Annotated in this window: 22 protein-coding genes; 16 read left to right on the top strand and 6 right to left on the bottom strand. The window is 61.5% G+C overall.

All coding sequences use genetic code 11. The annotated features are described in order from the left end of the window. Position 1 precedes the first annotated feature (1 nt). Entirely contained in the window at positions 2 to 1012 is a 1011-nt protein-coding gene (locus K7H91_RS11295; RefSeq protein ID WP_230720333.1) for a TRAP transporter substrate-binding protein, read from the bottom strand. Positions 1013 to 1136: 124 nt separating this feature from the next. On the opposite strand from K7H91_RS11295, the gene K7H91_RS11300 reads away from it, so the two are divergent. The 3 genes from K7H91_RS11300 to K7H91_RS11310 are packed head-to-tail and all read left to right on the top strand — an operon-like array spanning position 1137 to position 4553. After that, positions 1137 to 2102 carry a LysR family transcriptional regulator gene (locus K7H91_RS11300; protein WP_230720334.1) on the top strand — a complete coding sequence of 322 codons (966 nt, stop codon included), beginning with the start codon at positions 1137 to 1139 and terminating at the stop codon, positions 2100 to 2102. A 19-nt stretch (positions 2103 to 2121) separates the two neighbouring features. Continuing rightward, positions 2122 to 3558 (top strand): NAD(P)-binding domain-containing protein, encoded by a 1437-nt coding sequence (locus K7H91_RS11305; protein ID WP_230720335.1) that lies wholly within the window; start codon positions 2122 to 2124, stop codon positions 3556 to 3558. 11 nt (positions 3559 to 3569) lie between these two features. Continuing rightward, positions 3570 to 4553, top strand: coding sequence for a membrane dipeptidase (locus tag K7H91_RS11310; RefSeq protein WP_230720336.1), 984 nt, complete (start codon positions 3570 to 3572; stop codon positions 4551 to 4553). Positions 4554 to 4631: 78 nt separating this feature from the next. On the opposite strand, the gene K7H91_RS11315 is transcribed toward K7H91_RS11310, so the two are convergent. Further along, positions 4632 to 6008: a PLP-dependent aminotransferase family protein gene (locus tag K7H91_RS11315; protein WP_230720337.1), complete on the bottom strand. Its 1377-nt coding sequence runs from the start codon at positions 6006 to 6008 to the stop codon at positions 4632 to 4634. Positions 6009 to 6318: 310 nt separating this feature from the next. Here K7H91_RS11315 and K7H91_RS11320 point away from each other — a divergent pair, with 310 nt between their 5' ends. The 12 genes from K7H91_RS11320 to K7H91_RS11375 all read left to right on the top strand — a co-directional run bounded on the left by K7H91_RS11320 (position 6319) and on the right by K7H91_RS11375 (position 19785). Then, complete coding sequence (locus K7H91_RS11320) at positions 6319 to 6708, top strand: DUF983 domain-containing protein (protein WP_230720338.1); 390 nt, start codon at positions 6319 to 6321, stop codon at positions 6706 to 6708. Between the two features lie 379 nt (positions 6709 to 7087). After that, complete coding sequence (locus K7H91_RS11325) at positions 7088 to 8869, top strand: SLC13 family permease (RefSeq protein ID WP_230720339.1); 1782 nt, start codon at positions 7088 to 7090, stop codon at positions 8867 to 8869. A 107-nt stretch (positions 8870 to 8976) separates the two neighbouring features. Further along, positions 8977 to 9675, top strand: coding sequence for a DUF4129 domain-containing protein (locus K7H91_RS11330; protein WP_230720340.1), 699 nt, complete (start codon positions 8977 to 8979; stop codon positions 9673 to 9675). Further along, on the top strand, positions 9672 to 11024 hold the full coding sequence (locus tag K7H91_RS11335; protein WP_230720341.1) for a hypothetical protein: 1353 nt from the start codon (positions 9672 to 9674) through the stop codon (positions 11022 to 11024). The genes K7H91_RS11330 and K7H91_RS11335 overlap by 4 nt, the downstream gene beginning before the upstream one ends. Then, positions 10978 to 11934: an AAA family ATPase gene (locus K7H91_RS11340; RefSeq protein ID WP_230720342.1), complete on the top strand. Its 957-nt coding sequence runs from the start codon at positions 10978 to 10980 to the stop codon at positions 11932 to 11934. The genes K7H91_RS11335 and K7H91_RS11340 overlap by 47 nt, the downstream gene beginning before the upstream one ends. Next, positions 11934 to 13247 carry a DUF58 domain-containing protein gene (locus K7H91_RS11345; RefSeq protein WP_230720343.1) on the top strand — a complete coding sequence of 438 codons (1314 nt, stop codon included), beginning with the start codon at positions 11934 to 11936 and terminating at the stop codon, positions 13245 to 13247. Before K7H91_RS11340 ends, K7H91_RS11345 begins: the two co-directional genes overlap by 1 nt. After that, positions 13244 to 14287, top strand: a complete 1044-nt coding sequence (locus K7H91_RS11350; RefSeq protein ID WP_230720344.1) for a stage II sporulation protein M — start codon at positions 13244 to 13246, stop codon at positions 14285 to 14287. The genes K7H91_RS11345 and K7H91_RS11350 overlap by 4 nt, the downstream gene beginning before the upstream one ends. Continuing rightward, entirely contained in the window at positions 14284 to 15216 is a 933-nt protein-coding gene (locus K7H91_RS11355) for an RDD family protein (protein WP_230720345.1), read from the top strand. Before K7H91_RS11350 ends, K7H91_RS11355 begins: the two co-directional genes overlap by 4 nt. Before the next feature lie 86 nt (positions 15217 to 15302). Then, a complete protein-coding gene (locus tag K7H91_RS11360; protein ID WP_230720346.1) occupies positions 15303 to 16076 on the top strand; it encodes a hypothetical protein in 774 nt (257 codons plus the stop codon). Positions 16077 to 16746: 670 nt separating this feature from the next. Beyond that, positions 16747 to 17703, top strand: coding sequence for a TRAP transporter substrate-binding protein DctP (dctP, locus tag K7H91_RS11365; protein WP_230720347.1), 957 nt, complete (start codon positions 16747 to 16749; stop codon positions 17701 to 17703). Positions 17704 to 17956: 253 nt separating this feature from the next. Further along, positions 17957 to 18466, top strand: a complete 510-nt coding sequence (locus K7H91_RS11370) for a TRAP transporter small permease (RefSeq protein ID WP_230720348.1) — start codon at positions 17957 to 17959, stop codon at positions 18464 to 18466. Positions 18467 to 18468: 2 nt separating this feature from the next. Then, positions 18469 to 19785: a TRAP transporter large permease gene (locus K7H91_RS11375; RefSeq protein WP_230720349.1), complete on the top strand. Its 1317-nt coding sequence runs from the start codon at positions 18469 to 18471 to the stop codon at positions 19783 to 19785. Positions 19786 to 19908: 123 nt separating this feature from the next. Here K7H91_RS11375 and K7H91_RS11380 read toward each other — a convergent pair whose 3' ends face one another. The 4 genes from K7H91_RS11380 to K7H91_RS11395 all read right to left on the bottom strand — a co-directional run bounded on the left by K7H91_RS11380 (position 19909) and on the right by K7H91_RS11395 (position 24312). Next, the gene (locus tag K7H91_RS11380) at positions 19909 to 21207 is read right to left on the bottom strand and encodes an NAD(P)/FAD-dependent oxidoreductase (RefSeq protein ID WP_230720350.1); all 1299 of its coding nucleotides are present in this window, start codon (positions 21205 to 21207) and stop codon (positions 19909 to 19911) included. Positions 21208 to 21261: 54 nt separating this feature from the next. Further along, complete coding sequence (locus K7H91_RS11385; protein ID WP_230720351.1) at positions 21262 to 21687, bottom strand: RidA family protein; 426 nt, start codon at positions 21685 to 21687, stop codon at positions 21262 to 21264. A 27-nt stretch (positions 21688 to 21714) separates the two neighbouring features. Then, complete coding sequence (locus K7H91_RS11390; protein ID WP_230720352.1) at positions 21715 to 22854, bottom strand: tyramine oxidase subunit B; 1140 nt, start codon at positions 22852 to 22854, stop codon at positions 21715 to 21717. Positions 22855 to 23214: 360 nt separating this feature from the next. Further along, positions 23215 to 24312, bottom strand: a complete 1098-nt coding sequence (locus K7H91_RS11395) for an AraC family transcriptional regulator (protein WP_230720353.1) — start codon at positions 24310 to 24312, stop codon at positions 23215 to 23217. Positions 24313 to 24672: 360 nt separating this feature from the next. On the opposite strand from K7H91_RS11395, the gene K7H91_RS11400 reads away from it, so the two are divergent. Beyond that, on the top strand, positions 24673 to 26205 hold the full coding sequence (locus K7H91_RS11400) for an ABC transporter substrate-binding protein (RefSeq protein ID WP_230720354.1): 1533 nt from the start codon (positions 24673 to 24675) through the stop codon (positions 26203 to 26205). Positions 26206 to 26254: the final 49 nt, after the last annotated feature.

Here is a 26254-nt window from a genome sequence, read left to right on the forward strand (position 1 = left end):
CTTACTCTTGCTTCGCTGCCTGAACGGCGTCCAGCAGGCCTTCGGGCAGTTCGCCGTTGTCGGCGCGCTGCTGATAGAAGGCCGCCATCCTGTCGCTGAACTGCGTGGTGTCGAAGTCGAAGTTCACGGTGACGCCATTCTTGGCTTCAAGGTCCGTCTTCAACGATGCGGCCTGTTCTTCCAGCAACTGACGGGCATAGGCTGCCGCTTCCTTGTGGGCGCGTTCGAAGGCATCCTGCTGCTCCGGCGTGAGCTTTTCCCAGGCCTTGTCGTTCATCATCCAGGCCACCGCCTGCGGATATTCATCAGTACGGATGATGTAGGGCGCGACTTCGTAGAAGCGGGTGGATTCGATCAGCTCCGCCGGAGAGGTCACCGCGTCGACGATGCCACGATTGATGCCGTCATAGACCTCGCCCCAGGGCAGAACCCGCACTTCCGCGCCGAGATAGGTCCAGGCGTCGATTACGAGCTGATCCTGGAACTGGCGCATCTTCAGGCCCTTGATATCGTCAACGGACTCGACCGGCTTGGTCGAAAGAAGCGTGCGGAACGTGCCGCGCGGCATGTCCGGAATGCTGCCGAGGACGGTGATGTTGGCCTTGTCCTTCACTTCCGTGAGCCAGGACTGGAACAGATCGCCGTCGATGAAGGTCGACCACTGATCGTAATTGTCGAACAGGAACGGCGCGGAGGCATAGCGGATGCTGTCCTCCCAGCGCGACATGAAGGACAGGCTCGACGGCGCGAGCTGGATGATCCCCTGGCTGAGCTGTTCGATGACGGAATCCATCGAGCCGATCTGCTCATTGGGATAGATCTTCACCTCGATCTCGCCATCGGTGTATTCCGACACCAGATCAGCGAACTTCTGGTAGGCCTTCCCCTCGAAACTGTCGGGGGTCATCATCGAGCTCAGCCGCCAGACGTCGGCTGCCGAGGCGGTCTGCACCATTGTGGCCGTTGTGATCGCGATCGTCGCGACGCCTGCGATGCGTGCTATCAAAGACATGCTGCTATTCCTCTGTTTTATCGTTCCGTTTCCGGTCTCGCCATCGCGGCTCACTGCCCGTGACGCGTGAATGGCTTAATCTGCACTTGCCAATATCACGTATATGGATAATGATGAGTTCAATATGTCAATATCGAATGATAAAATTTCCGATGTGAAAGCGCTCGAAGCCTTCCAGGCCGCCATGGCCTGCGGCTCGATGACGGCGGCTGCCAAGCAATTGGGTATCGGCCAGCCGGCCGTGACGCGACAGATCAAGGAACTGGAGGATTCGGTGGGTTTCCCGCTGTTTCACCGCAACGGGCCGCGCATATCGCCGACCGAGCGCGGGCTTCAGTTCTATGGAGAGGTGCAGCGGCTGATGTCGGGCCTGCATCAGATTCGCGAACGCGCCGCCGCCATTCGCGACGGTCAGATCGCCGCGATCGATATCGCCGCAACGCCAACCATGGCGGGCGGGCTTCTGAGCCCGACACTGGCGCGCATGGGGCTGGACCTGCCGGGTGTCGTCAATATCGAGGCCATGAGTGCCGAGCATGTGGCGCGTGCCCTGACCAGCCGGACGGCCGATTTCGGCCTCTCGGCCCTGCCATTTGAACACGCCACGCTGGAAGCGAAGGTGATCTGCGAATCCCGCCTGGTCGCAGCCGTCGAAAAGGGCGGTGCGTTTGATGCCGAGGAGCCGTTGCCTCTCGAAGCCTTAGCGGCCGCGCGGCTTCTGACCGTCGGCAATGCCTACCGCATTCGCGGCAAGATCAACGGCGCACTCAAGCGCCAGGATATTGTGCCCGCCGCCGAGATCGTCACCAATTCCTCGCTCAACGCGATGATGGCCGCCCGCGCCGGGCTCGGCATCGCCATCATCGATCCGGTCACGGCATTCGGCATTCCCGTCGATGGCGTGTCGATCCGGCCGCTCGCCGTGGACCTGCCCTATATCTGGGGTCTTTTCAGCGCCGCGGGCCGTGTGCTTCCCGCAGAACTTCTCTCCTTCGTGGCAGGTTTCGAGGCTGCCTGTTCAACGACCATACCGGATTGCGTGTTTCACGATCCCTCGGACATCCGGGCGCTGGAACGGTCCAGTCTGTAATGCAAGGAACTCGATCCCGATGACGCAAACCTCTGGCCTTCAGGCTCTGGAAGCCGAACTCGAACGGCAAAGCATGCTGCTGAACCTGCCGCCGAAGGCATGGATGCCGGCAACACGCGGCCCGGATGGCGCCGAGGTTCTGGATGTCGCGATCATCGGCGCGGGCCTTTGCGGCCTTGCCGCCAATCTCGCGCTCAACATGGAAGGCATTTTCAACGTCCGTCTGTTCGACCGCGCGGCGAAGGGACGCGAGGGGCCATGGGTCACCTATGCGCGCATGGAAACGCTGCGCACCGTCAAGGAAGCCGCCGGGCCCGCCATGGGCATTCCCGCGTTGACCTTCCGCGCCTGGTTCGAGGTGCAATGGGGCGTGGAGGCCTGGGACCGCATGGAGTTCGCCCCGCGCACCATGTGGATGGACTACATGAACTGGTTTTCGCGGGTGACCGAGGCCGATATCGTCAATGACTGCGATGTCGAAGGGATCGCGCCGGAGGGCAATCTGCTGCGGCTGACGACAACGCAAGGAACGGTGCTGGCCCGCCGGGTGGTTATCGCCACCGGTCTTGACGCCATGGGCGCGCCGCGCCTTCCCGCCGTCGCGCGCCATATTCCCAAGGGCAAGGTCTATCATTCCGCCGACGTGTTCGACGCGAAAACGCTGAAGGGCAAACGGGTCGTTGTCGTCGGCGCCGGTGCTTCCGCCATGGACAACGCGGCGACCGCGCTGGAAGAGGGCTGCGCCCGGCTCGATCTTCTGGTGCGCCGTCCCGCCATTCCCGTCATCGACAAGTTTACCGGAACCGGTTCGCGCGGCATGACATCGGGCTTTGTCGGCCTGCCCGACCGGGTCAAGTGGGAGATCATGAACGAGGGCGACCGCTTTCCCGTGCCCCCGCCGAAGCACTCGGTCGAGCGGGTTGCCCGCCACGACAATGCCTTTCTCCACGTCGGCGCGCCGGTCACTGGAGTTGAGGAAACCGCGGATGGCATCCGTGTCTTTACGCCAAGGGGCGCGCTCGACGCCGATGTCGCGATTTTCGCCACCGGCTTCGGCATCGATCTTGCAATGCGGCCGGAGTTTGCCGCCTTCGCCTCCGACATCCGCACCTGGGGCGATGTGATGGGCGCAGCAAAGGCGGCGGAAAACCCCGGCCTCGCCGCCCATCCCTATCTCGGCCCCGACTTCACCTTCATCGAAAAGCGTGAAGGCGCATGCCCCGCGCTTTCGAAACTCACCTGCTTTGCCTACCCTTCAGTTCCCAGCCACGGCAAGGTGACCTCCGGCATCCCGGCCTCGAGCGAGGGCGCGCGACGGCTCGCCTCCGGTCTGGTGCGCTCCTTCATGGCGGAGGATGCCGAAATCCATCTCGCCCGCTTCCGCGACTACGATCGCCCCGACATGACCGGCGAGGAATGGCTTCCGAGCGAACTCGCCGCCACGGCCTGCATTTAGGAAAAGTCTCCATGAACGAACTCCATTCCTCCTCGATCGTCATTGACGCGTTGCAATGCTCGGATTTCAACCGCGACATCCTTCTGGAAGCCCAGGCGGGCGGCGTAACCGCGATCAGCGCGTCCTCCGTACTGTGGGAAAACTTCCGCGGCGGCATCGAATATGTGGTCATGTGGAAAGAGAAGCTGGCCGAAAACGCCGATATCGCGATGCCGGTGAAAACGCTGGACGATATCCGCCGCGCCAAGGTGGCGGGCAAGGTCGGCATCATCTTCGGCTGGCAGAACACCTCGCCGGTCGAGGACCGGTTGGACTATTTCGGCATCTTCAAGGACCTCGGCGTCAACATCATGCAGTTGACCTACAATACCCAGAACCTGTTCGGCGCGGGCTATCTTGAGGAAAAGGACAGCGGCCTGACCGGCTTCGGCCGCGAGGCCGTGGACGAGATGGGAAGATGCGGCATTCTGATCGACCTCTCCCATGTCGGCATCCAGACCTCCCTCGACACGATCGCCTGTTCGAAAAAGCCGGTCGCCATTACCCACTGCCTGCCGCGCGCGCTGAAGGATGTGCCGCGCAACAAGCCGGACGAGGTGTTCAAGGCCTGCGCCGAAAAGGGCGGCGTCATCGGCACCTCGCTGTTTTCACCCGGTCTTGCCAAAGGCAATGACGCAACGGTTGCCGACGTCATCGACGCCATGGAATATACGATGGACCTTGTCGGCGAGGACCATGTCGCGATCGGTACCGACTTCAATCACAATCGCCCCCGTCCAGGCCCGTGGCTGCTCTGGGCCAACAAGGACAAGGGCACTGGCCGCACGCTGACCGAGTTCGGCTCGGCCAGGATCACCAAGCCCGAAGGCATCCGCCGCAATGACGAATTCCCGAACCTGACCGCGGAAATGCAGCGCCGCGGCTGGTCGCAAAGCCGGATCGAAAAGATCCTCGGCGGCAACTGGATGCGGCTGTTCGGCACAGCCTGGGGCTGACGCGATCTGGTTCAGAAGGGCTCCCGCAAGGAGCGGGGAACGCGCGAAGCCGGGACAGGGAAACGTCGCCGAGAAAAATCAGACGATGGCCTTGATGCCGAGCGAGGGTTGATCGATCAAACCGGCAAGCAGGACGAGCCCCTCCTCCAGCAAATCCCGATCCGGCGCCACGCCGAGCGAAATACGCACCGCCTCGACCGGATGCGCAACAGTTGCAAAGGCCGTGGCGGGCACGATGGAAACCCCTGCCCGGTCGGCATGTTCGGCAAAATCCGATGCCCGCCAGCGCCCCGGCAGGCGAAGCCAGAGATGATGACCATGCCGATCGGCGGCAAAGTCCAGATTTGCGAGGGCCGTCGCGGCAATTTTCTGGCGCGCCTTATTCTCCGCGCGAATAAACCGGGTAATTTCGTCCAGCATACCGCTTGCGATCCAGCGGCTTGCAAGCGCCGACATCAGCGGCGGCGCCATCAGCATAGTCGCGCGCAGAACGCTCGCGAGACGACGCGCTGCATGGTCGGAGGGCGCTGCGACATAGGCGATGCGCAGCGCCGGCGTGGCGCATTTGGAAAGCGTTGCGATGTGCCATGTGATATCCGGGGCGAACGCGGAAATCGGCGGCGTCGGATCGGGCAGCAGAGCAGCATATGGATCATCCTCCACAATGATGACTTCGTGGCGACGGGCAATCTCTGCCAGCGATCGCCGGCGCTCTTGCGGCAACGTGGCCGTCGTCGGATTGTCGATGCTGGGAATGACGTAAAGTAGTCTGACATTGCGATCCCTGCAGGCCTTTTCGAAGGCGTCGGGCAGGATGCCGTCGCTGTCCATGGCCAGCGGCGCTATCGAAAACCCCTTCTGGATCGCGACCGCCTTCAGGCCGGGATAGGTCATGGCGCCTGCTGCGACAATGTCACCCTGCTTAAGCAACAGGTCGCAGATGGCATAAAGAGCGCACTGGGCGCCGGCACTGACGACGATCCGATCGGGCGTCAGTCCGTCGGCCCGTGCGCCGAGCCAGCGTGCGGCGGCGGCCCTGTCCGGCTCCGCACCTGTGCTTTCCTGATAGTGCAGATGCAGCAATCCGGTCGGGCTACTCAGAATCTCCTTCAGCATGTCCGGGATCAGGCGACCGAAATCGGCATCGGACGGCTGTGGCGGAATGTTCATGCTGAGATCGATCAGCGGATGAACGTTCTCCGCCGGCGCGCCGTGCTGTGTTTCTGAAATGAAAGTGCCGCGACCGGCCTGCGCCGACACAAGGCCACGCCGGCGCGCCTCGTTGAAGGCGCGCGTCACCGTGGTCAGATCGACGCCAAGCGTCTCCGCTATGGCGCGCTGCGCGGGCAGGCGCTCACCATGCGCAACCCGCCCTGAGCGAATATCGGCCTCAAGCGCGTCGACAATGCCGAGATATTTCATCCGGGCGCCTTCTATCAGTCGGGGTGTCCACATCGCGCTTCAAAAACTCCGTAGGCCGTACAATTATCCATACAATGTACGGGTATGTGTGTAAACCAATCGCTTTGCCGGAACCGATCTATTGCAAGAGATTGCTTGATATTCAACGTACACAAACGGCTCGAGGCGTAAATGATAAATTTCCCTGATTGTGTATGGCACCAAAACTGTTGCACCGAGCGCATACAAATATTACGTACGTGGATAAATGTATGGCTCGATTGAGTCCACGACAGCCTCATGGCAGCGCAGCTCAGATGATGCGCCAGAATGGATTACCGTGACAGAATCAAAGAAGAACACCATGATCAAAAGCAATGATGAGTGGCCCAGACTTGAGCCCTGGCGCGTCGGCATCCGCGGCAGGTGTCCGCGTTGTGGCAAGGGCAGGCTGTTTTCAGGCTTCCTCAAGCTTGCGCCCGGCTGCGAGGCTTGCGGGCTGAGCTACGACTTTGCCGAACCAGCCGACGGCCCCGCTTTCTTCGTGATCTGCTTCGGCTGCGTCCCCTCGGTGTTCTTCGCCGTGTGGGCTGAGGTCACTTTTCAACCCTCGATGTGGTTTCACGTCCTGGTATCGGTGCCGCTGGTGTTCCTGTCCTGCGTGCCGCTGCTGAGACCACTGAAAGGATGGCTGGTCGCAAGCCAGTTTCATCACAAGGCCGAAGAAGGCAAGCTGGTGGGACGAGAGGACTGAACAAGCTGCCGTCCCCGCATCGGTGGGGCAAACCAACACATGGAGTGCACCGCGCCACGAAAGCGCCTGTCTCCCGGGTGTCGGCCCCATCCGCGCGACGAATCGCGAGACTCGATCGAGTCCGCTTTCGGCCAATCAGACAACCCTGAAAACATCCTATTATAATAACCAGACTTTACCAGCTGACGATCAACTCAGTGTCGTAGCGGCGCCCCTATAGCGGGGCTATGACGCCTTATGCCAAGGATCAATGACTGGAACCTTGCCGGCCACCGTTTCCTGCTGACCCGTTTTGTTGCTATTGAGGCTTGAACCGGCCCTAGCGTGACCGAATTCATAGCAGCATTCTCATATGTGCTGGACAGCAGAACGGATAGTTATGATCGAGTTCATCGGCGTTTCCCCAGCCATTGTGGCACTAGTGCTTCTGGCGCTTTTGTTTGTCGCTTTCACGCTCGAAAAGTACCCGCCGGACGTCACGGCCGTCATCGGCGCCGCCGTGTTCATTATCCTTGGACTGGTGCCTGCGGATGATGTGATGGGCGTGTTTTCCAGCTCTGCTCCGATCACAATCGGGGCGATGTTCGTGGTCTCAGGCGCGCTGCTGCGCACCGGCGTACTGGATGCCCTTGCCGATTTCATCGTGGAACGCGCCAAATCTCACCCGGTCCTGGCGATTGTAATCTTTATCTTCATCGCCGCCGCTGCCTCCGCCTTCATGAACAGCACGCCCGTTGTTCTCGTTCTCATTCCGGTGGTTGTTCGGCTTGCGGCGAGCCTGAGCATGGCGCCGACCCGGCTGCTGATCCCGCTTTCCTACACGGCCATTCTCGGAGGGACATGCACGTTGATCGGCACCTCCACCAATCTTCTGGTGGCAGGTGTTGCGCAACAGAACGGTCTGGAGGCGTTCTCGATCTTCGAGATCGCGCCCGTCGGCATCATCTCCGCGATCGTAGGCGGCGTTTCTGTTTTCGTGCTCGGCAAGTTCCTTCTCCCGCAACGCGATAGCGATGAGAATGTCCTTGATGAGGAGACGCCGTTTCTGTCCGAGATCACAATTCTGTCCAAGTATGCCGGCATCGGAAAAACGCTCTCCGAAGCCAGCGATTTTCAGCGTTCCGGCATTCGCGTGACAGGCATAAAGCGCGGGAGCGAGATCGAACGCGGCGACTTGTCCGAACACGTCCTTCAACAGGGAGACACGGTGATCGTCATTGCGCCGACATCCGAGCTCCTGACCCTTGAAGAGCAGGACGGATTGCAGGTGGGCCTGAGCCGTTCGGTTCTGCTGGACCCGGATGCCGAGACACGCGTGGCCGAAGTTATCGTGTCGCCATCGCGCAGAAGCTCGGGCACGAGCATAGCGGGCCTGGCGCTCGGGCGGCGCGCCGGCATGCGTGTTTTGGGCGCCTATCGCGCCAGCCACGTGGCCGGCCCCGACTTGGTGAATGTTCAATTGCGGCCGGCAGACAAACTGCTTCTTGAGGGCACGTCCGAAGGTTTCAATGATTTGTCCAGGGTCGGCGACGTTGTTTCCGTTACGGAACCAGGCGGCCGCGCCTTTCGGCGTCGCCAGGCCCCGATTGCCGTACTGACCCTGATCGGCATCGTCACGCTTGCCGCCTTCAATGTTCTGCCGATCGGCATCCTTGCCCTGCTGGGCGTTGCCGTCATTCTCGCGCTGCGCTGTATCGACAGCGATGAGGCCTGGAAGACCATAGACGGATCCATTCTTATTCTGATCTTCGCGATGCTGATCGTCGGCGCCGGCCTGGAAAACAGCGGCGCCGTGGAGCTTGTCGTGGGTATGCTGAAACCGTGGCTGCAAAACCTGTCGCCAATGCTCATGCTGCTGGCGGTCTATTTCGTCGGCTCCATCCTGACGGAAACCGTCACCAACAATGCCGTGGCGGTGGTCTACACGCCCGTCGTCATAGCGCTTGCCACCCAGCTCGGTCTTGATCCGCGTCCGTTCGTCGTCGCGGTCATGTTCTCGGCAAGTGCGAGCTTTGCGACGCCGATTGGCTACCAGACAAACACGCTCGTCTATGGCGCCGGCAATTACCGCTTCAGCGACTTCCTCAAAATGGGTATTCCGATGAACATCATCGTCGGACTTACCTCGGTCTTCGCGATCGGCCTTTTCTTCCCGATGTGAAAGCCGGCCCTATGTCGCAGCTTGCTCTTTGCGCGACGACCGCCTGGCGTTTGAAGCCGCCCCGCACACGTGCTAAAGCCGGACGGACGTTCTCGGGGACAGATTCGATGAAGCCGGAAAGCCGCATACTGTCAGCCATTTATGCGGCTTTATTGCTGGTCGTCGCGAGCCTCGCCGCCGGTTGCACGGAGGCGACCGACCGCCCGCTTGATCCGCCCCGAGGCCCCTCGGGCGAGGCCTATCTTGAGGCGGTCGAGGGGAAGGGCCTGCAGACCGGCATAAGCTACAGTTCCGGTGAGAAGGAAGTCCCCGAGCTTCCCGACAGGCCGGAGAATGGCGATTTCGACATCGGAAAATCGGCCGGCTGGGCGCTGATCGCGTTTCTGGTGCTGGCTTTGGCGGTTCTTGCCTTCCGCTCCCGCAACGTATTTGCGGAACTTGCCGGCTCCAATGGGGGACGCGCCTTTTCCGCGACACCTCGCCCCCAGGAAACCACGTCAACTGCCATCGACCATGACCTTATCGAGAGGCTGCGCGGCGAACCGGATCACCGCGAAGGCCTGCGCGCCGTGCTTCAGCGTTTTCTGGTCCTCGCGGCTGAGGAAAACAGCATTCCGGTCAAGCGCAGCCTCACCACGCGGGAAATCATGCAGCGCCTGCCCGGCGGGTTCGCGCAGCGCGAGGCGCTTGAAACGCTGGCTCTGGAAGTCGAGCGCGTCGTTTTCGGCGGCCACGCCATCGATCCCGCGCGGTATCAGCATTGTCTCGACCTTGCGGCCCCGTTCCTCAGGAGGGCCAAAACATGAGCGAGCAATCTCAGGACAACGCTTCCGGCAATTCCGCCCCTCTCATCATTCTGGCCGTGGTTGTGATTGCCGGGCTTGCGCTGATGTATTTTTCGTCCTCTTCGAGCCGCATCGACCGCAGCGCCATCGGCACGGACGGGCTTGCGATCTGGCTGCGGGATCAGGGCATGGATGTTCTGAACACGGCTCCCGAGGAGATCGTCGGGCAAAAGACACCGATCCTGCGCATCCTGCCGCTTTATGACACCGATCTGACGGTCGGACCTCGGGAAGCCGAGGAGCTTGAGCAAGGAAGCCCGCGCGCGACGCTGCGCAACCTCTCGCTTGCGGCATTCCGGTCCAAGATCGAAAGCGCGGACACGCTTGTGATCCTGCCCAAATGGCGCAGCGACATGATCACCAGCGGCACCGCCGATCCCGACGTGCTTATTCCGCCGGGACAGATGACGATCTTCGGCCTCTGGCGCGGCCCCACCGTCGCGGCGGCCGGCGATGGCTTCGTGCAAGCGCCCGTCACGAAGGATCTGACGGAGGAAACGCTTGCGGACGAGGCGGCGCTTTATGCGCCGCGGGTGCTCAGCGATATCGTCGACGATGCCTGCATGCCGCTCCTTTCCCTTGCCGGGCGGGGCACGCTGCTTGCCCGCTGCGATGATCTCTGGGGCGAGGGCCGCAGCTTCTACCTGCTATCCGACCCCGATCTGGTGGACAATCACGGGCTCGCCAATGGCGACAACGCGGATATCGCGGTGGCGATGATCGCGCCGCTTGCCGCGGGCCGTCCGGTCTATATCGACACGACCACCTACGCCAATATCACCGACACTAGCGGCCAGGACCCGCGGACGCGTTCGCTCGCCGACCTCGGCCGGTTTTTCGAATACCCGTTTTCGCTGTTCTGGATCGGCATTGTCATCGCGTCCGGGCTCGCGCTGTGGCGCGGAAGCCGCCGGTTCGGCGCGCCGGTCGGCGAAGCGAGTGCCCTCGACATGGCCTCCAAGGCGCGCACCATTACGGCTTCGGCGCGGCTGTTGCGGCTTGCAGGCAGCGAGCGCGATCTCGTTTCGGCCTATATCCGGGCGCGTATGGAGACGCTCGACGGCATCGTGCTTGGCGCCGCGCGCCGGCCGATGCCCGCAAACGAAATTGCCGGCGAAATCATCCGCCGCGTCAGCCACCGCGTTCCCGAAACCGGCAAGCGTCTGGCCGAGGCCTATGGCCAACTGGCCGGAGACGGACCCGAGACCCATCAGCGCCTTGCGGCGCTCATTCCCTTTGAAGAAGCATTTCAGGAGACCCTCGATGCATTTGGACACGCTTCGCGACCTTCGCGACCGGCTGACCGGTGAGATTGAAAAGGCGGTTCAGGGGCAGGAGGCGATTGTCGAACTCCTGCTGATCTCGCTGTTCGCGCGCGGCCACTGCCTGCTGGAGGGGCCGCCCGGCACGGCAAAGACCCTGCTGGCGCGCAGCCTCGCCGCATCGCTGACCCTCGATTTCAAGCGCATCCAGTTCACGCCGGACCTGATGCCGGGCGATGTGACGGGCTCGAACATTTTCGACTTCGATGCCCGGCGCTTCGAACTGATCAAGGGACCGATCTTCACCGATATCCTGCTAACCGACGAGATCAACCGCGCGCCGCCGAAAACACAGGCCGCCCTTTTGCAGGTGATGAGCGAACGCCAGGCGACGATCGACGGTGTGGATCATTCCGTCGGTGACGTCTTCTTCGTGGTCGCGACCCAGAACCCGATCGAGCAGCAGGGCACCTATCCCCTGCCGGAAGCGCAGCTCGACCGGTTCCTGTTCAAGCTGGTCATCGATCACCCGGATAAGACGGCGGAGTTCGAGATCCTCAAGCGCCACGCCAATCAGGGGCTCGATGCGCATGCAAGACAGGCGGCGATCAAGCCCGTGGCCGACCTTGAGGACATCCGCGCCGGACAGGCTCTGATCGACGACATTCGCCTGGACGAGACGATATTGCGCTATGTTCTGGCGCTGGCGCGGGCGACGCGCGAGGATGGCGATATCGCGCACGGCGTGTCGACCCGCGCGGCGGATGCCCTTTGCGGCGCGGTCCGCGCCCGCGCGGCGCTCGACGGTCGCGACTATGCGTTGCCCGACGACGTCAAGGGCCTGTTCGTTCCGGTGATGCGCCATCGCATCGTTTTGGGACCGGCGGCCGAGATCGAGGGCCGCACGCCGCAGGCGGTGCTGGAGGGCATACTCGACAGAACCGAAGCGCCCCGCTGATGCGTCCCTCCGTCCTGCTCCTTGCTCTGGCCTGCGCTCTGGCGGTCTTGACGGTCGCGGTTCTCGCAGTGCCCGCGGTTCCGGTCGAGATCGTTGCCGGTGCATGGCTGCTGCTCGGTGCGGCGGTGATCGCGGACTGGGCTGTCAGCCCCGGCGCGCGTCATTTCGCCATGGAGATCGACGCGCCGGCCGAAATCTTTGCGGGTGAGGAAGGGATTGTTGCGCTGCGGCTGAAGGGCAAGGAGGGCACGCGCGCTGTAGCGCCAGCCGCCGGCCGTCTGCGCTGGCCGGAGGGGCTGGCCGGTCCGGGAGACTTCAGGCTGATGCCCACGGGGGCGCATATCGCCGCCGCCGATCTTCCCGCGCGCGCTTTGAAACGGGGCAAGTGGCGGATCGCGTCCGTCTCGACGCTGCGCAGGAGCCGTCTCGGTCTTCTTGACCTCATCGCCAATCATCCGCTCGACCGCGAAATCGCCGTCGTTCCAAGCATCCGCGCGATCACCTCGGGCGCAATCGACACGCAGCTCGCCACGACGGAGTTTGGCGCGAAGGCGGCCAGCATTCATGGCGAAGGCTCGGAGTTTCATCAGCTCCGCGAATTCGTAGCCGGGATGGACACCCGCATGATCGATTACAAGCGCAGCGCCCGCCATGGCGGGCTGGTGGCGCGGCAGATGCAGGCAGAGCGCAACCACGCGATCGTGCTCGCCCTCGACAACGGTCATCTTATGCGCGAGCCGATCGACGGGCTCGCCAAGATCGACCACATGATCAACGCCTCGCTGGCGCTTGCCTGGGCCGGCATCCAGAGCGGCGACAGGGTCGGGCTGTTCGCCTTTGATGCAAGGCCGCGCCTGTTCGTGCCGCCGATGGAGGGCCGGCGCGCCTTCGCGCAGCTGCGCTCGCACACGGCGGCGCTGGACTACCGGCTGGTGGAGACCAACCACACGCTGGCGCTCAGCCATCTGCACCAGCGCCTGTCCCGACGCAGCCTCGTTGTCGTGTTCTCCGACTTCGTCGACACGACGACGGCGGAGCTGCTGATTGAAAATGTGCAGATGCTGAACCGGCATCATGTGGTGGTGTTCGTCAGCCTGCGCGATCCGCTGCTTGCGGCCTATCACCACAAGTCGGTGAACAGCCTCGCCATGGTCTCCGAGGTGGCGGCCGCCGCCGATCTCGAGCGGGAGCGCCGGCGGGTGCTGAATAGTCTTTCCCGGCTTGGCGTCTTCGTCATCGAAACCGCGCCGGGCGGGCTGAGACCGGAACTGATCTCGACCTACCTCTCCATCCGCTCCCGGGAGCTGATATGAAAACATCCGGCGAAACGATCCGTTCAAGCCGTTTTCGCCTGGAACGCGAAAGCGACTGGCTGCGGCTGCAGGCCATTCTGGACCAGGCGGAACGGCGGGGCGTGAAAAGCCTCGCCTTCGAGGATGCCCGCGATCTGGTGACGCTTTACAGGCAGGCGGTGAACGCGCTTTCGGTGGCGCGCGAGATCTCGCTCGATAGCGCGATTGTCGCCTATCTGGAAAGCCTGTGCGCGCGGGCCTATCTGGTGGTCTATGCGCCGCGCGCCAGCATTCGCGGCATTGTCTCCCGCTTCTTCCGCCAGGGCGCGCCGCTGGCTTTCCGTCGTTCGGGCATCGAACTCGTACTCGCCTTCGTCCTGATGGTTCTGGGCGGCGTGGCGGCTTTTGCGCTGACGCGAACGGACCCGACCTGGTTCTATGCCTTTGTGCCGGAAGGGCTGGCGGCTGGGCGCGGCCCGCAGGCCAGCGCCGATGCGCTGCGCCGGGTGATTTACGACAGCGAACCGGGCGCGATCGAAGAACTCGGCGCCTTCGCGACCTATCTGTTTTCGCACAATACAAGGGTTGCCATCTTCTCCTTCGTTCTCGGCATTCTCGCCTGCGTGCCGAGCGCGCTGCTGATGCTCTACAATGGCAGCGTCATCGGTGCTCTCGGCGCGGTCTATGCGGACAAGGGGCTGGGACTGGACCTGTTCGCCTGGCTTTCGATCCATGGCGTCACCGAGCTTTCCGCGATCGCCATCGCCACGGCGGGCGGCTTTCGACTGGGACGCGCGGTTCTGTTTCCGGGCGAGAAAACGCGCAAGGCCGCGCTCGCCGACGCCGCGCATGATGCGGTCAAGCTGGCCGTGTTGGCGGCGCTGATGCTGGTGGCCGCCGGGCTGCTGGAAGGCTTCGCCCGGCAACTCGTGACCGCGCCGGTGTGGCGGATCGCGATCGGCTGGAGCATCGGCGCGCTCTGGTTTTTCTGGTTGCTGGGTGCCGGGCGGCAGAAGGGCTTCGCAAGGAGCCGACCAGTGGCCACGGAGGCGACATTATGAGCGCCGAAACAGCCACGATAAAGCCCGGAACCGCCAAAGCCAGACACAGCGGGAAGGTGAAAGCGGGCGGCCGGCTGCTGACGATCGTGCCGCCCGAGGGCGTGCCGTTCGATCTCAGGATCGCCAGCCTGTTCGCCCGCGCCGGCGCGCAAATCATCGACATCATCATCACGGTAGGCGCCAGCCTGCTGTTGCTGGTGGCGGTGGGGCTGATCGGATCGGTGGATTTTGCGACCGCCACGGCAATCGCATCGCTGATCTTTCTGTTCATCGGGACGCCCTACTATATCCTCGCGGAACTGCTCGCCAACGGGCGCACGCCGGGCAAGCGGCTGCTGGGCATCCGCGCGGTCTCCGTAGAGGGCGGCGGATTGTCGGTGCATCAGATCGTGGTGCGCAATCTGCTCAAGGAAATCGAAATCTTCACGCCGATCCTTTTGCTGTTCGGCGCAACGCCCGATAATCTTCTGATCCCCTTGGTCGCGCTGGCATGGCTGATTGTTGTGATCGCCTTTCCCGCTTTCAACGCGCAAAGCCAGCGCATCGGCGACCTGATCGCCGGCACGGCCGTGATTGCAACGCCCGCTGCGGCGCTTCTGCCCGATCTGGCCAGCGCCCCCGCAACGCCATCGGCGGAGCGTTTCGTTTTCACGCCGACGCAGATGGACCTTTACGGCGCCTATGAGCTGCAGGTTCTGGAAAAACTGCTGCGCGGCGAGCGAAACGAAATCAGCCGTCCGCGGCTTTCCGACGCCGCCATGCGCATTCGCCGCAAGATCGGCTATGAAGAAACCATCGCGCCGCATGAGGAAGAAGCCTTCCTGCAGGCGTTCTACATCGCCCAGCGGGGCTATCTCGAACAGAAGAAACTGTTCGGCGACGCGCGCGCTGACAAACACTACGGAAGCGAACATTCGGGTGCCGACTGACGCATTTTCCATTGAAACCATGGACTTTTTCGTCTCATCGGTTAGTCAGCACCAGGTTTTGACGAATCTGAAGGAGCAAGCCAAACATGACATCCACCGACGCCCCGGCCACCAGGCCCGCCTTTGGCGTGAACGAGCGGATTGGAGAAACATTCTCCGTTTTGCGCCAACGTTTCATGACCTTTGTCATCCTGTCCGCAGTCCCCGGAATTCTCGTTGAGCTCACCTCCTATGCCACGGGTCTGGGCACCGGGTTTGAGGCCGACCCGTTCGCGTCGGGTCAGGCGACCCCGTCTGTCTTCATCATCATACTCGTTTCGGCGATCCTGCCGATGCTGCTCTATTCGATCATGACCGGCATGATGGTTCTGGCCGCCTATGACACGAAGTCGGGCCGCCCGGTCCGGCTGGAGGCCTATCTGAAGGCCGTGATCCGCCGCCTGCCGGCGCTCATCCTCGTCACGCTTGTCGCGTCCTTCGGCGTTGCCATCGCCTTTATGCTGTTCATCGTTCCGGGGCTCTGGCTCGCCGGCGCCTGGGCCGTCTGCGTCCCCGTCGTGATGATCGAGGGCATGGGTTTCGGCGCCCTTGCGCGCAGTCGTCAACTGACGAAGGAATACCGCTGGCCGATCATCGGCTTCATCGTGGTCGCCTACATCATCATCTTCGTCATCACGTTCCTGGTCGCGCTCGCGGCAGGCCTGCTGCCGATCCCGATGCTCATTGTCGCCATTGCACTCGGCCTGATCAACGGCGTCGCCACGGCCCTGATTTCGATTGCGGTTTCGGTGGCCTATGCACGGCTGCGCGAAATCAAGGAAGGCGTCGGATACGCCGACCTCGCAGAGGTGTTTGACTAGAGCGGTTCCCTGACTGGTCAAAAGCCGTTGGGCTTTGCCACTTGAGGATAGGTTTGTCAGCAAACTAAGGCCAGCACCAAAGCGCTGGCCTTTTTCGGTGCATATCGCAACTCGTTAACGGCCGGACTGCATTTTCCGAACAGATCCAAAAAAGCGCAAATTCATACCGCCCTTCGGATGTGCCGCAACCGGCCGTCCACTTTGTCGAAGCCCTTCGCCATAGCTACGGCTGTGCCGGCGGGCTTGTTCGCGTGGAATGTCCGGTTTCGACAAACAGAACGGATTCCATTTAAACCTGAAGGACTCTAATCGCAACGATGGCGAAAGGTCGATGTCTTTCATTGGCGAGCGTAACAGTTCAGTAAACGCAGGCCAAGGCTGACAGGGCTCGATCATCAGCATGCCCGCAGTCCGAACGTCGCCGCTAGAAATAGCGCTTGAGTTCCAATTTATTTTATAACTATAATAATATCCGCCGCGTCCGGACAGGGTGCGCAAACAGGGTCGGCTACCTCGGCGCCAAGATCGGGGAACGACCGGACGGAGTGTGCAGTACACATGACCACGCGCTGAAGAAGCTGCGGCCGGTTCGGCAGACGTGGAAACATCGCGGTTTACAAAACTCCGGTCCTCGGATCGAGAGCCAAAAATGGAAAAAAGGGGAATTTATATGCGTCGCTTATTGCTTGCCGGCTTGTCCGCAGTCGGTCTGGCCTTGTCCTTCACAGTAGCCACGGCCGAGGAGGTTACGCTCAAGGCCGGTGTCTTCATTCCGCCCAACGCCTCCTTTGGCGTGCCGATGGACATTTTCGTCGATCATGTCAACGAAGTCGGCAAGGGCGTTCTGCAGATTCGGCTGTTGGGACCGGAAGCCATTCCCGGCGCCGAGCAGCCCAACGCCGTGATCTCCGGCGTGCTCGACATGGCCGCGGTTCCGCCGCCCTACTACAAAGGCATGTTCGTGGAAGCCGATGCCGTATCGCTGACCGACCACACGCTGGCCGAACTGCGCGAATCCGACGCTTACAAGATGATAAGCGACATGGCCGAGGAGAAAATGGGCGTCGTCTACCTGACCACCTATGGCGGCGGCATCACCTTCCACGTCTACCTCAACAAGGACGCAAACAGCCTGGACGATGTCCGCGGCAGCCGGCTGCGCAGCCAGACGATCTACAAGCAGATTTACGATCAACTGGGTGTGGAGGGGACGAACATTCCGACCCCCGACGTGTTCACGGCGCTCGAACGCGGCGTGGTTGAGGGCTATGGCTGGCCGCTGAACGGCATCGGCGAGATGGGCTGGGCCCCCGAGACCAAGGTCCGGATCGACCCGGGTTTCTATAATGTCGACGTGACCGTGATCATGAACGAGAAGAGCCTTGAGAAACTCGACGACGAGCAGCGCAAGGTGCTCTTCGACTCGGTGGCGTGGTTCGACGACTACATGGTCGAGTGGACCGAGAAAGCGCTTCAGGACGAAATCGAGTTCCAGAAAAACGCAGGCATCAAGACCATCGATATCGGCCACGAATATGTCGATCTCGCGTTGGAGCAGTATTGGGCCGACCTCGAAAAGCAGAGCCCGGAGACCATCCCGGCCATCCGCAAGGCGCTGATGAAATAGTTGTCCTTGCTCAGCCAGTTGGACCGGGGCGCCTCCCCGGTCCTTTCTGGCGCCAATCCCAACGGCAATCCGGTTGCACCGCCGTCGCACATGTTCCCCGGCCGGCAGACCTTGCGGCGCCATACGCCCCAGCTCTGTCATCGATGCGGGTACACATGCGTGACGGTAGTGCGTCCGAAGCCGATCGATTGACGTCAAGGCTGAACTTCCAACGCCCTTCCAAGCGCCAGACGCCAGCCCAGGACACCCTGACATGACATTTCTCGTTAGGATTTATCTACTCATCATAAATTTCCTCGCCGCCATCGCCATTGCGATGCTTGCGGTGCTCGTGCTCCTGATCGGCGGAGAAGCCATCACCCGCACGCTGCATCTGCCGTTCTTGCCGGGCGTCGTGGAACTGTCGGAATACGCGCTGTTCATGATGGCGATGCTTGCCGCGCCCTGGCTGCTGCACCACAACGGTCATCTCGCGGTCAACGTGGTCGTCGACCTTCTGCCGCAAAAATTGCGCTCGGCCACCGCGTTGCTGACCTGGGTACTGGGGCTCTGTGCCACAAGCGTGACCTTCTGGATCGGCGTCCGGCTCCTCATGCAATCGTACACATCGGGCCAGCTGATCTTTCGCGATCTCATCATTCAGGACTGGCTGCTTCAATGGCAAGTGCCACTGGTGATGGCCCTGCTAAGCATCGAATTTCTCGGCCGGATCGTCTCGGCGGCCCTCCCCTCCACGGGCTCTGCTCAACACAAGGCGCAATAATCATGCAGGAATGGACTTTCGCACTATTGCTGATGTTCGGCGGCGTGGTGGCCATGCTGCTGATCGGCCTACCGATCGTGTTCGCCTTTCTGGTGGTCAACATTGTTGGCGCCATCATCTTTCTCGGTGGGGAAATCGGGCTCACGCAAATGGTGAGAAACATGGGGCCCGCCGTCGCCAACTATTCGCTCGCGCCGGTGCCGCTGTTCGTCCTGATGGGCGAGATCATGTTGCAGACCGGCATGGCATCACGATCGATCGATGCGATTGACCGGCTGATATCCCGCGTGCCCGGGCGCCTCTCCATCGTCGCCGTTCTGAGCGGCACGGTGTTCTCCTCGCTTTCGGGATCGACCATCGCCAATGTCGCAGTGGTGGGGCGTACGCTTTATCCGCAAATGCACGATCGCGGTTATCACCCGGTCATGGCGGTCGGCCCGGTCCTTGCCGTTGGCGGCATCGCCATGCTCATTCCGCCATCAAGCCTCGGCGTGCTCCTAGGCAGCCTGGCGCAGATATCCATCAACGACCTGCTGCTGACCGCGATCGTTCCAGGCGTCCTGATGGCACTCCTGTTCCTGGGATTCATTATCGTAAGCTGTGTCATCAGGCCCGATATTGCGCCGGTATTTGATGTCAAGGAGTTGACCTGGAAGCAACGGCTGATGCCGGTGGTAACCCATGTGTTGCCGCTCATGCTGATCTTCGTGGCGGTCGTGGGCAGCATGTTCACCGGCGTCGCCACGCCGACCGAGGCATCGGCGATCGGCGTGCTTGCAACAATCGTTGCGGCTGCGGGCTACCGGGCACTGTCGATCGAAAGCCTGCGCAAATCGCTGGTCGAAACCACGAAATTCAGCGGCATGCTCCTGATCATTATCTGTACCTCGGGCACCTTCTCGCAGATCCTCGCCTTCAGCGGCGCGACCCAGAGCCTTGCCGAGATGGTAACGTCCTCCGGCCTGACACCGCTTCTTCTGGTGCTCGGCATGCTCGCCGTGCTGGTGTTCCTCGGCTGTTTCATGGATCAACTGTCGATGATGATGCTGACCCTGCCGATCTTCATGCCGATCGTAGCCGGCCTCGGGATCGACCAGCTCTGGTTCGGCGTGCTCGTGCTGATCGTTCTCGAGATCAGCCTTATTACACCGCCTTTCGGCCTGCTGCTATTCGTGATGCAAGGCGTCGTCGGAAAGCAGCTGAAGGTCACGACCATCTATGCCGCGGTCGCGCCATTCATCCTGCTCGAATTTATCATTCTGGCGCTCATGATCGTCTTCCCGCAGTTGACATCCTGGCTTCCAGGCCTGCTGAGGTAGGATACAGCGAAGAGCATCCAGACAATGCAAACGAAAGGTCGCGACCAGCATACACCAAGCTGGTCGCGACCTTTTTGCTTGTCATGAAGAGGTTTCGAAGGCCTCGCAGCCCCAACGCGTTGGCTATTTCGAAAGCCGGCTGAAGCGGTAGGGTGCCGGGTCGACGATCGGCGTTGCGTTCGACACGAGATCGGCAGCCAGTTGGCCTGCGGCGGGCGACGTGCCGAAACCATGACCCGAGAATCCGGTGGCCAATGTCAGGCCGGGGACCCGATCAAGGCCTGAAATAACCGGCAGCGAATCCGGGGTGACGTCGATCATCCCGGCCCAGGTCTCCCTGATCTCGGCTTTCTCGAAAACCGGGAAGGCCTTGACCGTATTGGCGATGGCTTCGGCGATAAGGCCCGCATCGACCAAGGGGTCCTTTGTGCGCACCCGCTCGAATGGTGAAGGACCGGTATCCTTCCACCGTCTCGGCAAGCCGAGATCGCCAAGGAACTCGCGCCCCAGCGATAAACGCAAATACTTCCAATTGTCCCGAAGGGTCGGCAGATATTTGAGCCCGATCAACAGGTTGTCGATGGTCAGCGGATGGCAGAGCGCGCCGCGCTGGGTCACGGTGTATCCGCCGTCCAGCCGCTTTCGAAACGAAAAATCCGAAGCCCCGAACGCGATATCCGACGGCCCGTCCATGGGCGCTGTGCGGATGACGGAGGCGACCATCGGAAGCGTGGGCAACGAGATGCCCATATTGCCAAGGAAGCGACGCGACCACAGCCCGGCGGCAAGCAGCACCTGATCGCATTTGATTTCGCCGCGCTCGGTGTGGACGCCCGCCACCCGCCCTCCCGCAAGGGAAAGCGAAAATGCGGTGCAATTCTCGATGATGACTGCGCCCTTCTGCTGCGCCGCCGTCGCGATCGCGCTCGAAGCCAGCGTCGGCTCGGCATAACCGTCCGAGGGCGTATAGATGCCACCCGCCCATTTCTGTGCCGTGCCGGGCATCAGATCGTCGATCTCGCGCGGCGTCACGAGGCGGGAATCGAGCGAAAGGTCAGAGACGGCCTGTAGCCATTTCCTGTGAGGCTCCATTTCGGCTTCGGTACGCGCGGCATACATGATGCCGGCGCGCCGGTACCCCGCGTCAAAGCCCGTGCGCTGGGGCATCTGTGTCCAGAGCTGGTCGGAGGTCACGGCGAGGGCCACATCCTCTGGGTGGCGGTTCAGCTTCCGCACCCAGCCGAGATTCCGGGATGACTGCTCTGCGCCAATCCGCCCCTTTTCCAGAATGGTGACCGGAATGCCTCGCTCGGCAAGCGTCAGACCGGCCGTCAGCCCGATGATCCCGCCGCCGAGAATGACGACAGTGGTCTGCTTGGGCAAATCGGATGAGGTCTGTACGGGTCTGATGAGCGGCGCCATGAGAAGGGTCCTGAACGCGGTGCGTGTTCGCTTAGGAGTGAATGGGCATGTGGATCACGTGGCGGAGAGATTGATCAACCTGGTGTTGCCCTTGCCCGCACCACGATAGGCCGTCACGTCGATCTCCACACGGTAGACTTTGGAACCCAATGCCGGGCAGACCATCGTCGTCGCCGGATCGATGCCGCGAAACGCCTTGCCCAGAACCTCGCCCACGGCATCGCCATCGGCCGGATCCTGAACATAGACTCGTGATGAAACCACATCCTCCAGGCCAGATTCCACCGCGCGAAGCGCCCGCTCGATATTGGCCAGAACCTGCTCGGTCTGCGCGGTGATGTCGTCCGGAATCTCCTTGGTTTCCGGATTCCGGCCCGCGGTGTTGGACACGAAAATCAGATTGTCCACCGCGACCACGCGCGAATAGCTGGCCCAGTCCTCGAACTTGTTGCCGGTTTTTACCTTGATCACATCAACCATTTTTTGTCTCTCCAGATTGCAGCAAGCCTAGCGAAGAACCGGCTCGTCCCAGAGATTGAGCTTCACGCCAATCCCCTTCTCGATCGCATTGCGGTAAAGGATCGTTCCCCATGCGACGTCCTCGACCGGCATGCCGCCGACCGAAAGCATGATGATTTCGTCGTCATTCCGCCGGCCGGGCGCCTCGCCGGCAACGATGCGGCTCAGATCCTCAATGTCATCCATGCGCAGCCGGCCTTCGTCGACCAGATCCATGAAGCGCATGCCAACCGCGGGAATGTGATTGTGCGTCGGCTTCGGGGTTTCGTGGTGCCAGGCCTCATAGAGCGGCGTGAATTCCAGCACCTTGCGCACATCGGGACCTTCGACGCCGCGGTCGAAATTTCCAAGGGCCGGCATGGCGAAGAACGTGCCGGGGCTGATCCACTCGCGCTTCACATGCGGATAGGTGGACGGATCGCCCGTCGGGCCGGATGAGCAATAGGCCACCACATCGGATCCGCGCACCAGTTCCTCGTCGGTGCCGACTTCCTCGATATGTTTGACCTGCGGATAGGTACTTCTGACCCATTCCGCGAAAGCGTCGAGATTCTTGCGACCACGTCCCTTCACCTTGACGGTGTCGATGCCGGGGCAGGCGGCGATGAAAGCGCTGAGCGAGGTCTTGCCCATGACGCCCGGACCGAGGATGCCTGCAACCCTGGAGTCCTTTCTCGCCAGATGCCTGGCGCCAACCCCCGGCACAGCGCCGGTGCGATAGGCCGACAGCAGGTTTGCCGACATCAGCGCGAGCGGCGCGCCTGTATCGGTGTCATTCAGGATGAACATCAGGATCGAACGCGGCAGGCCCCTCTCCCGGTTCGCGATGTTGGAGCCGTACCATTTCACGCCGGTCGTGCCGAATTTGCCGCCAAGATAGGCCGGCATCGCCATGAAACGGCGATCTGCCGTGGGCTTCGGCATGTTCGGGAACGGCGAATTTTCGGGGAACAGGATCAGCGAGCCGTGCGAACTGTTGTTCGCTCCGGCCATGCGATAGTCGCCACCAGCAAGCAACGCGAACATCTCTTCCATGGCATCGACACAGGCGGGCATGTCGGTCACACCGGCGCGCACCATATCGGGCTCGGACAGGTAGATGAAATCGATCTTGGTGGAAATGGTCATTCTGTCATCCTCGTTGTCAACCGGCGGTTCGCCAAACCGTGGCCGTCTGCTGCGAGCCTCTGCACGAGCGCAAGGTGACCGGTAGAGCGGCACGGCGCTCCGACCTTCCCAAAGCGCCACGTCTCCTCTCCCGCAGCATAACTACGTATTCGACGGCCCAAGACATGTCCGGATATGCGGAGGTTTCAATCACGGGCCGTCTGCCAACTCCCGGCGAACGGTTTTTGAGTGGTACTGCATGGGCAGACCCCCATGAATTGCGCTTGCGGTCATTTACGTTACAATTCCGGCCACGCTCCGTGGGGACGGTCGCGGCTCTCCGGACCGCTGCGCGCAGGCAAAATCGGTGGCGTTTTCACATCAAGGATGGGATGATTGTCTGCGGACAGCCTTGCGCGCAGCACTCGGCGATACGCCGGTCAGACTCCGAAAGGCGCGAGAGAACGCCGCCTGGTTTCCATAGCCGAGATGCTCGGCCATTTGCTCGATGGTGATCGTTCCGCCACTCATCAGATTCCGGGCCTTTTTCAAGCGTTCGTCATTAACGATTTTTCTGAAGCTCGTGTCGTGCGCGCTGAGTTGGCGACGGATGGTGCGGGGGCTGACGGCGAGTTCGTCGCACACCGATTTAAGATCGATAGCCTCCCGGCCGAGCCGCCGCGCAACGATCAGCGCAACACGCTCGGGAAGCGAGCAATGAGGCTCTTCCGGCGCGCTGAGCAGATCGAACAGGTGGCTCTCGACGATCTGACGGGCTGCCTCGTTGAAGCGCAGCCAATTGCTTAAGGGGCGCTCGAGATCGGATTCGCGAAGCACCATGCCGTTGGCGGAGGCGTTGCCTCTGATCCTGCATTTGAAGAAGCGACGCAGAACCTCTGCGCGGTCGGAAACGTCGTGCTCGAACCTCACTTCCACAGGGTTCCAGCGGTCGGACAGCAATTGCCGCACCATGCCGCACAGGCCCGCTATGGCGTATTCCGCGTCCTGGCGCCTCGGCCATACGCTCAGATCGTCGATCATGTAGACGTATACGCTTTGCTCTTCCTGCCTCTTGCAGGCCATGGTGGTATGGCTCTGCCATAACCTTTGAAAACGCGCGAATACGTCCAGAGCACCTCTTAACGTCTGGGCCGTCGCAAGCAGGGAATAGACCGGACCAATCTCCCAGGCGCGAAACGCCTGGCCCATTTCCAGGCCGAGATAGGGCCGCTCCAGCAGGTTGGCCGCATCCTCGAAGAAACCGACATAGGCGCGCAACGGGATCATCGCATATGGGCTCACGGCCGGGCCATCGGTCAGGCCATGCCGGTACAAGAGGTCCGTCAGGTTCTTGCCGTCACCCGTTAGTTCCCTGACAATGGCGTCAACGAACAAGCGCCGCACGACCGGCAGGGCTTCGCTGCGACCGGCAACTTCATAGGTTCCCGTTCCAGCGGCATGTTTAGCGTTGGTCTGCATGGCCTACTCCAATACGGTAGGCGGCGGCGACCGCCGTCCCCAAATTTTATTTTACTTACGAAACAATAGCGCGATTATGGCCGCTAATGCAAAATATTCGGTCACAAAGTGCATGGATCGCGGGTTTTGGTGTCCTCTACACTCACATGAGTTCGTTCGACCGTCCAAACTGGCTCCGCTGTACCAAGACTGCGATGAACAGACCGGAACTAGATATACCATGTTCTACGCTCACTGGTTTGCAGTTTCGGCCGCGGACTTTCCGCAATCGCGCGTCAAAACGGTCGGACTTTTTATTCAGCGGACCGGAGCGGTCTGCAATGCGGCATTCGTGTCCTCAGCCAAGCAAGGAGAATACCGATGAACAAGATCGACAGGCGACTGTTCCTGAAGCTCGCAGCCGCGGCCGGAGGGGCACTGGTGGCCCGCCCGAATCTTACCTTTGCCGATGATGGCGAAATCGAAAACGTCTCGATCGCCTGGACCTCCGATCCGGTAACATGGGATCCCAACCAGCGGCTTGCGCCCGACCCGCAGTCCATTCTCAAGACCATTTTCGATCAGCCGATCGACCAGCTTCAGAATCTCGAGCTGGCGCCCAATGTGCTGACGGACTGGGAACTGGCTGACGACGCAATGAGCATGCATGTCTGGATGCGCGACGACATCACGTTTTCCGACGGTTCGCCGATGACGATGGAGGACTTCCGCTACACCTTCTTCGAACGCATTCAGCAAGGCGATGAAATCGATCTCGTTGTCGGCTTCGGGGTCGTATCCGACATCGAGATCATCTCGCCAACCGAGGGCATCATGCGGTTTTCGCAGCCCTTCGCCACCCCGGCGCAATGGCTGAGTTTCAGCGCGAGCTTCGTGATTTCGAAGGCCTATGCCGAGAAGGTGGGCATCGAGGGCCTGCAGACCAAGCCAATGGGCTCGGGACCCTATGAACTGGTGGAATACGAGCGCGACAGCCGGATCGTGCTGAAACGCCGCGACGACTACTGGGGCGAGTTGCCGGCCATCAAGCAGCTCACCTTCGAGATCATTCCCGACGCCACGGCCCGTCTTGCGGCGCTTGAATCCGGCAATGTCGACTTCGCCGTCGAACTGTCGATCCGCGACGTCAAGCGCCTGCAGCAATCCGATCGCTTCAAGGCCATCGCCAACCCGATCGCCCGGATCATTTATGTCACAGTGCGCGCCGACGGCACCTTCGAGGACAAGAACATCCGTCTTGCCGCCCACTACGCCATCAACAAGGAATTGTTGTCCAAGGCCTTCTTCGGCGGAGACGCCGTGGCGATCGATGCGCCCTCGATCCCGGGCATGCCCGGCTATCCCGAGGATTTCGAATTCCCCTACGATCCCGAGAAGGCCATGGAATTACTGGCGCAATCCGGCTATGGCCCGGACAATCCGGTTACCATCGGTTTCGCAACCACCAACGGCAACTTCACCGGCGATTACGATATCGCCCGCGCCATCGTGACGATGTGGGAGAAGGTCGGCATCAAGACGGACCTCCAGGTCATCACCGAGGGGCAATGGTACGATCTCAACGCCACCGGCAAGCTTCCCGATGCGTCGCTGTTCGTCTGGGAGAACGGCACCGGCGACCCGGAAATCTTCACCGGCAACATGTTCAACGCCGATCTGCCGTTCGCCACTTTCCGGCGCCCCGACATCACAGCCAAGATCAAGCCGCTGTTCGATATCGCGGACTATGACGAGCGCATCCGCAAATATGATGAGCTGAACCGCTGGCTCATTGAAGAAGGGGCGATCATACCATTGCTGCAGGCGATCCAGACCATCGGCTTCAGCAACCAGTTCAACTTCCAGCCCTGGACCAATGGCTGGATTCTGCCCAGCGCCATCACGAAGGCCTGAACGGGTCTGTCGATCTCCCTTGACCGCCGCCGCTCAGCGGCGGTCAGCA

Source organism: Martelella mediterranea (assembly GCF_021021415.1).
Taxonomy (GTDB): Bacteria; Pseudomonadota; Alphaproteobacteria; order Rhizobiales; family Rhizobiaceae; genus Martelella; species Martelella mediterranea_C.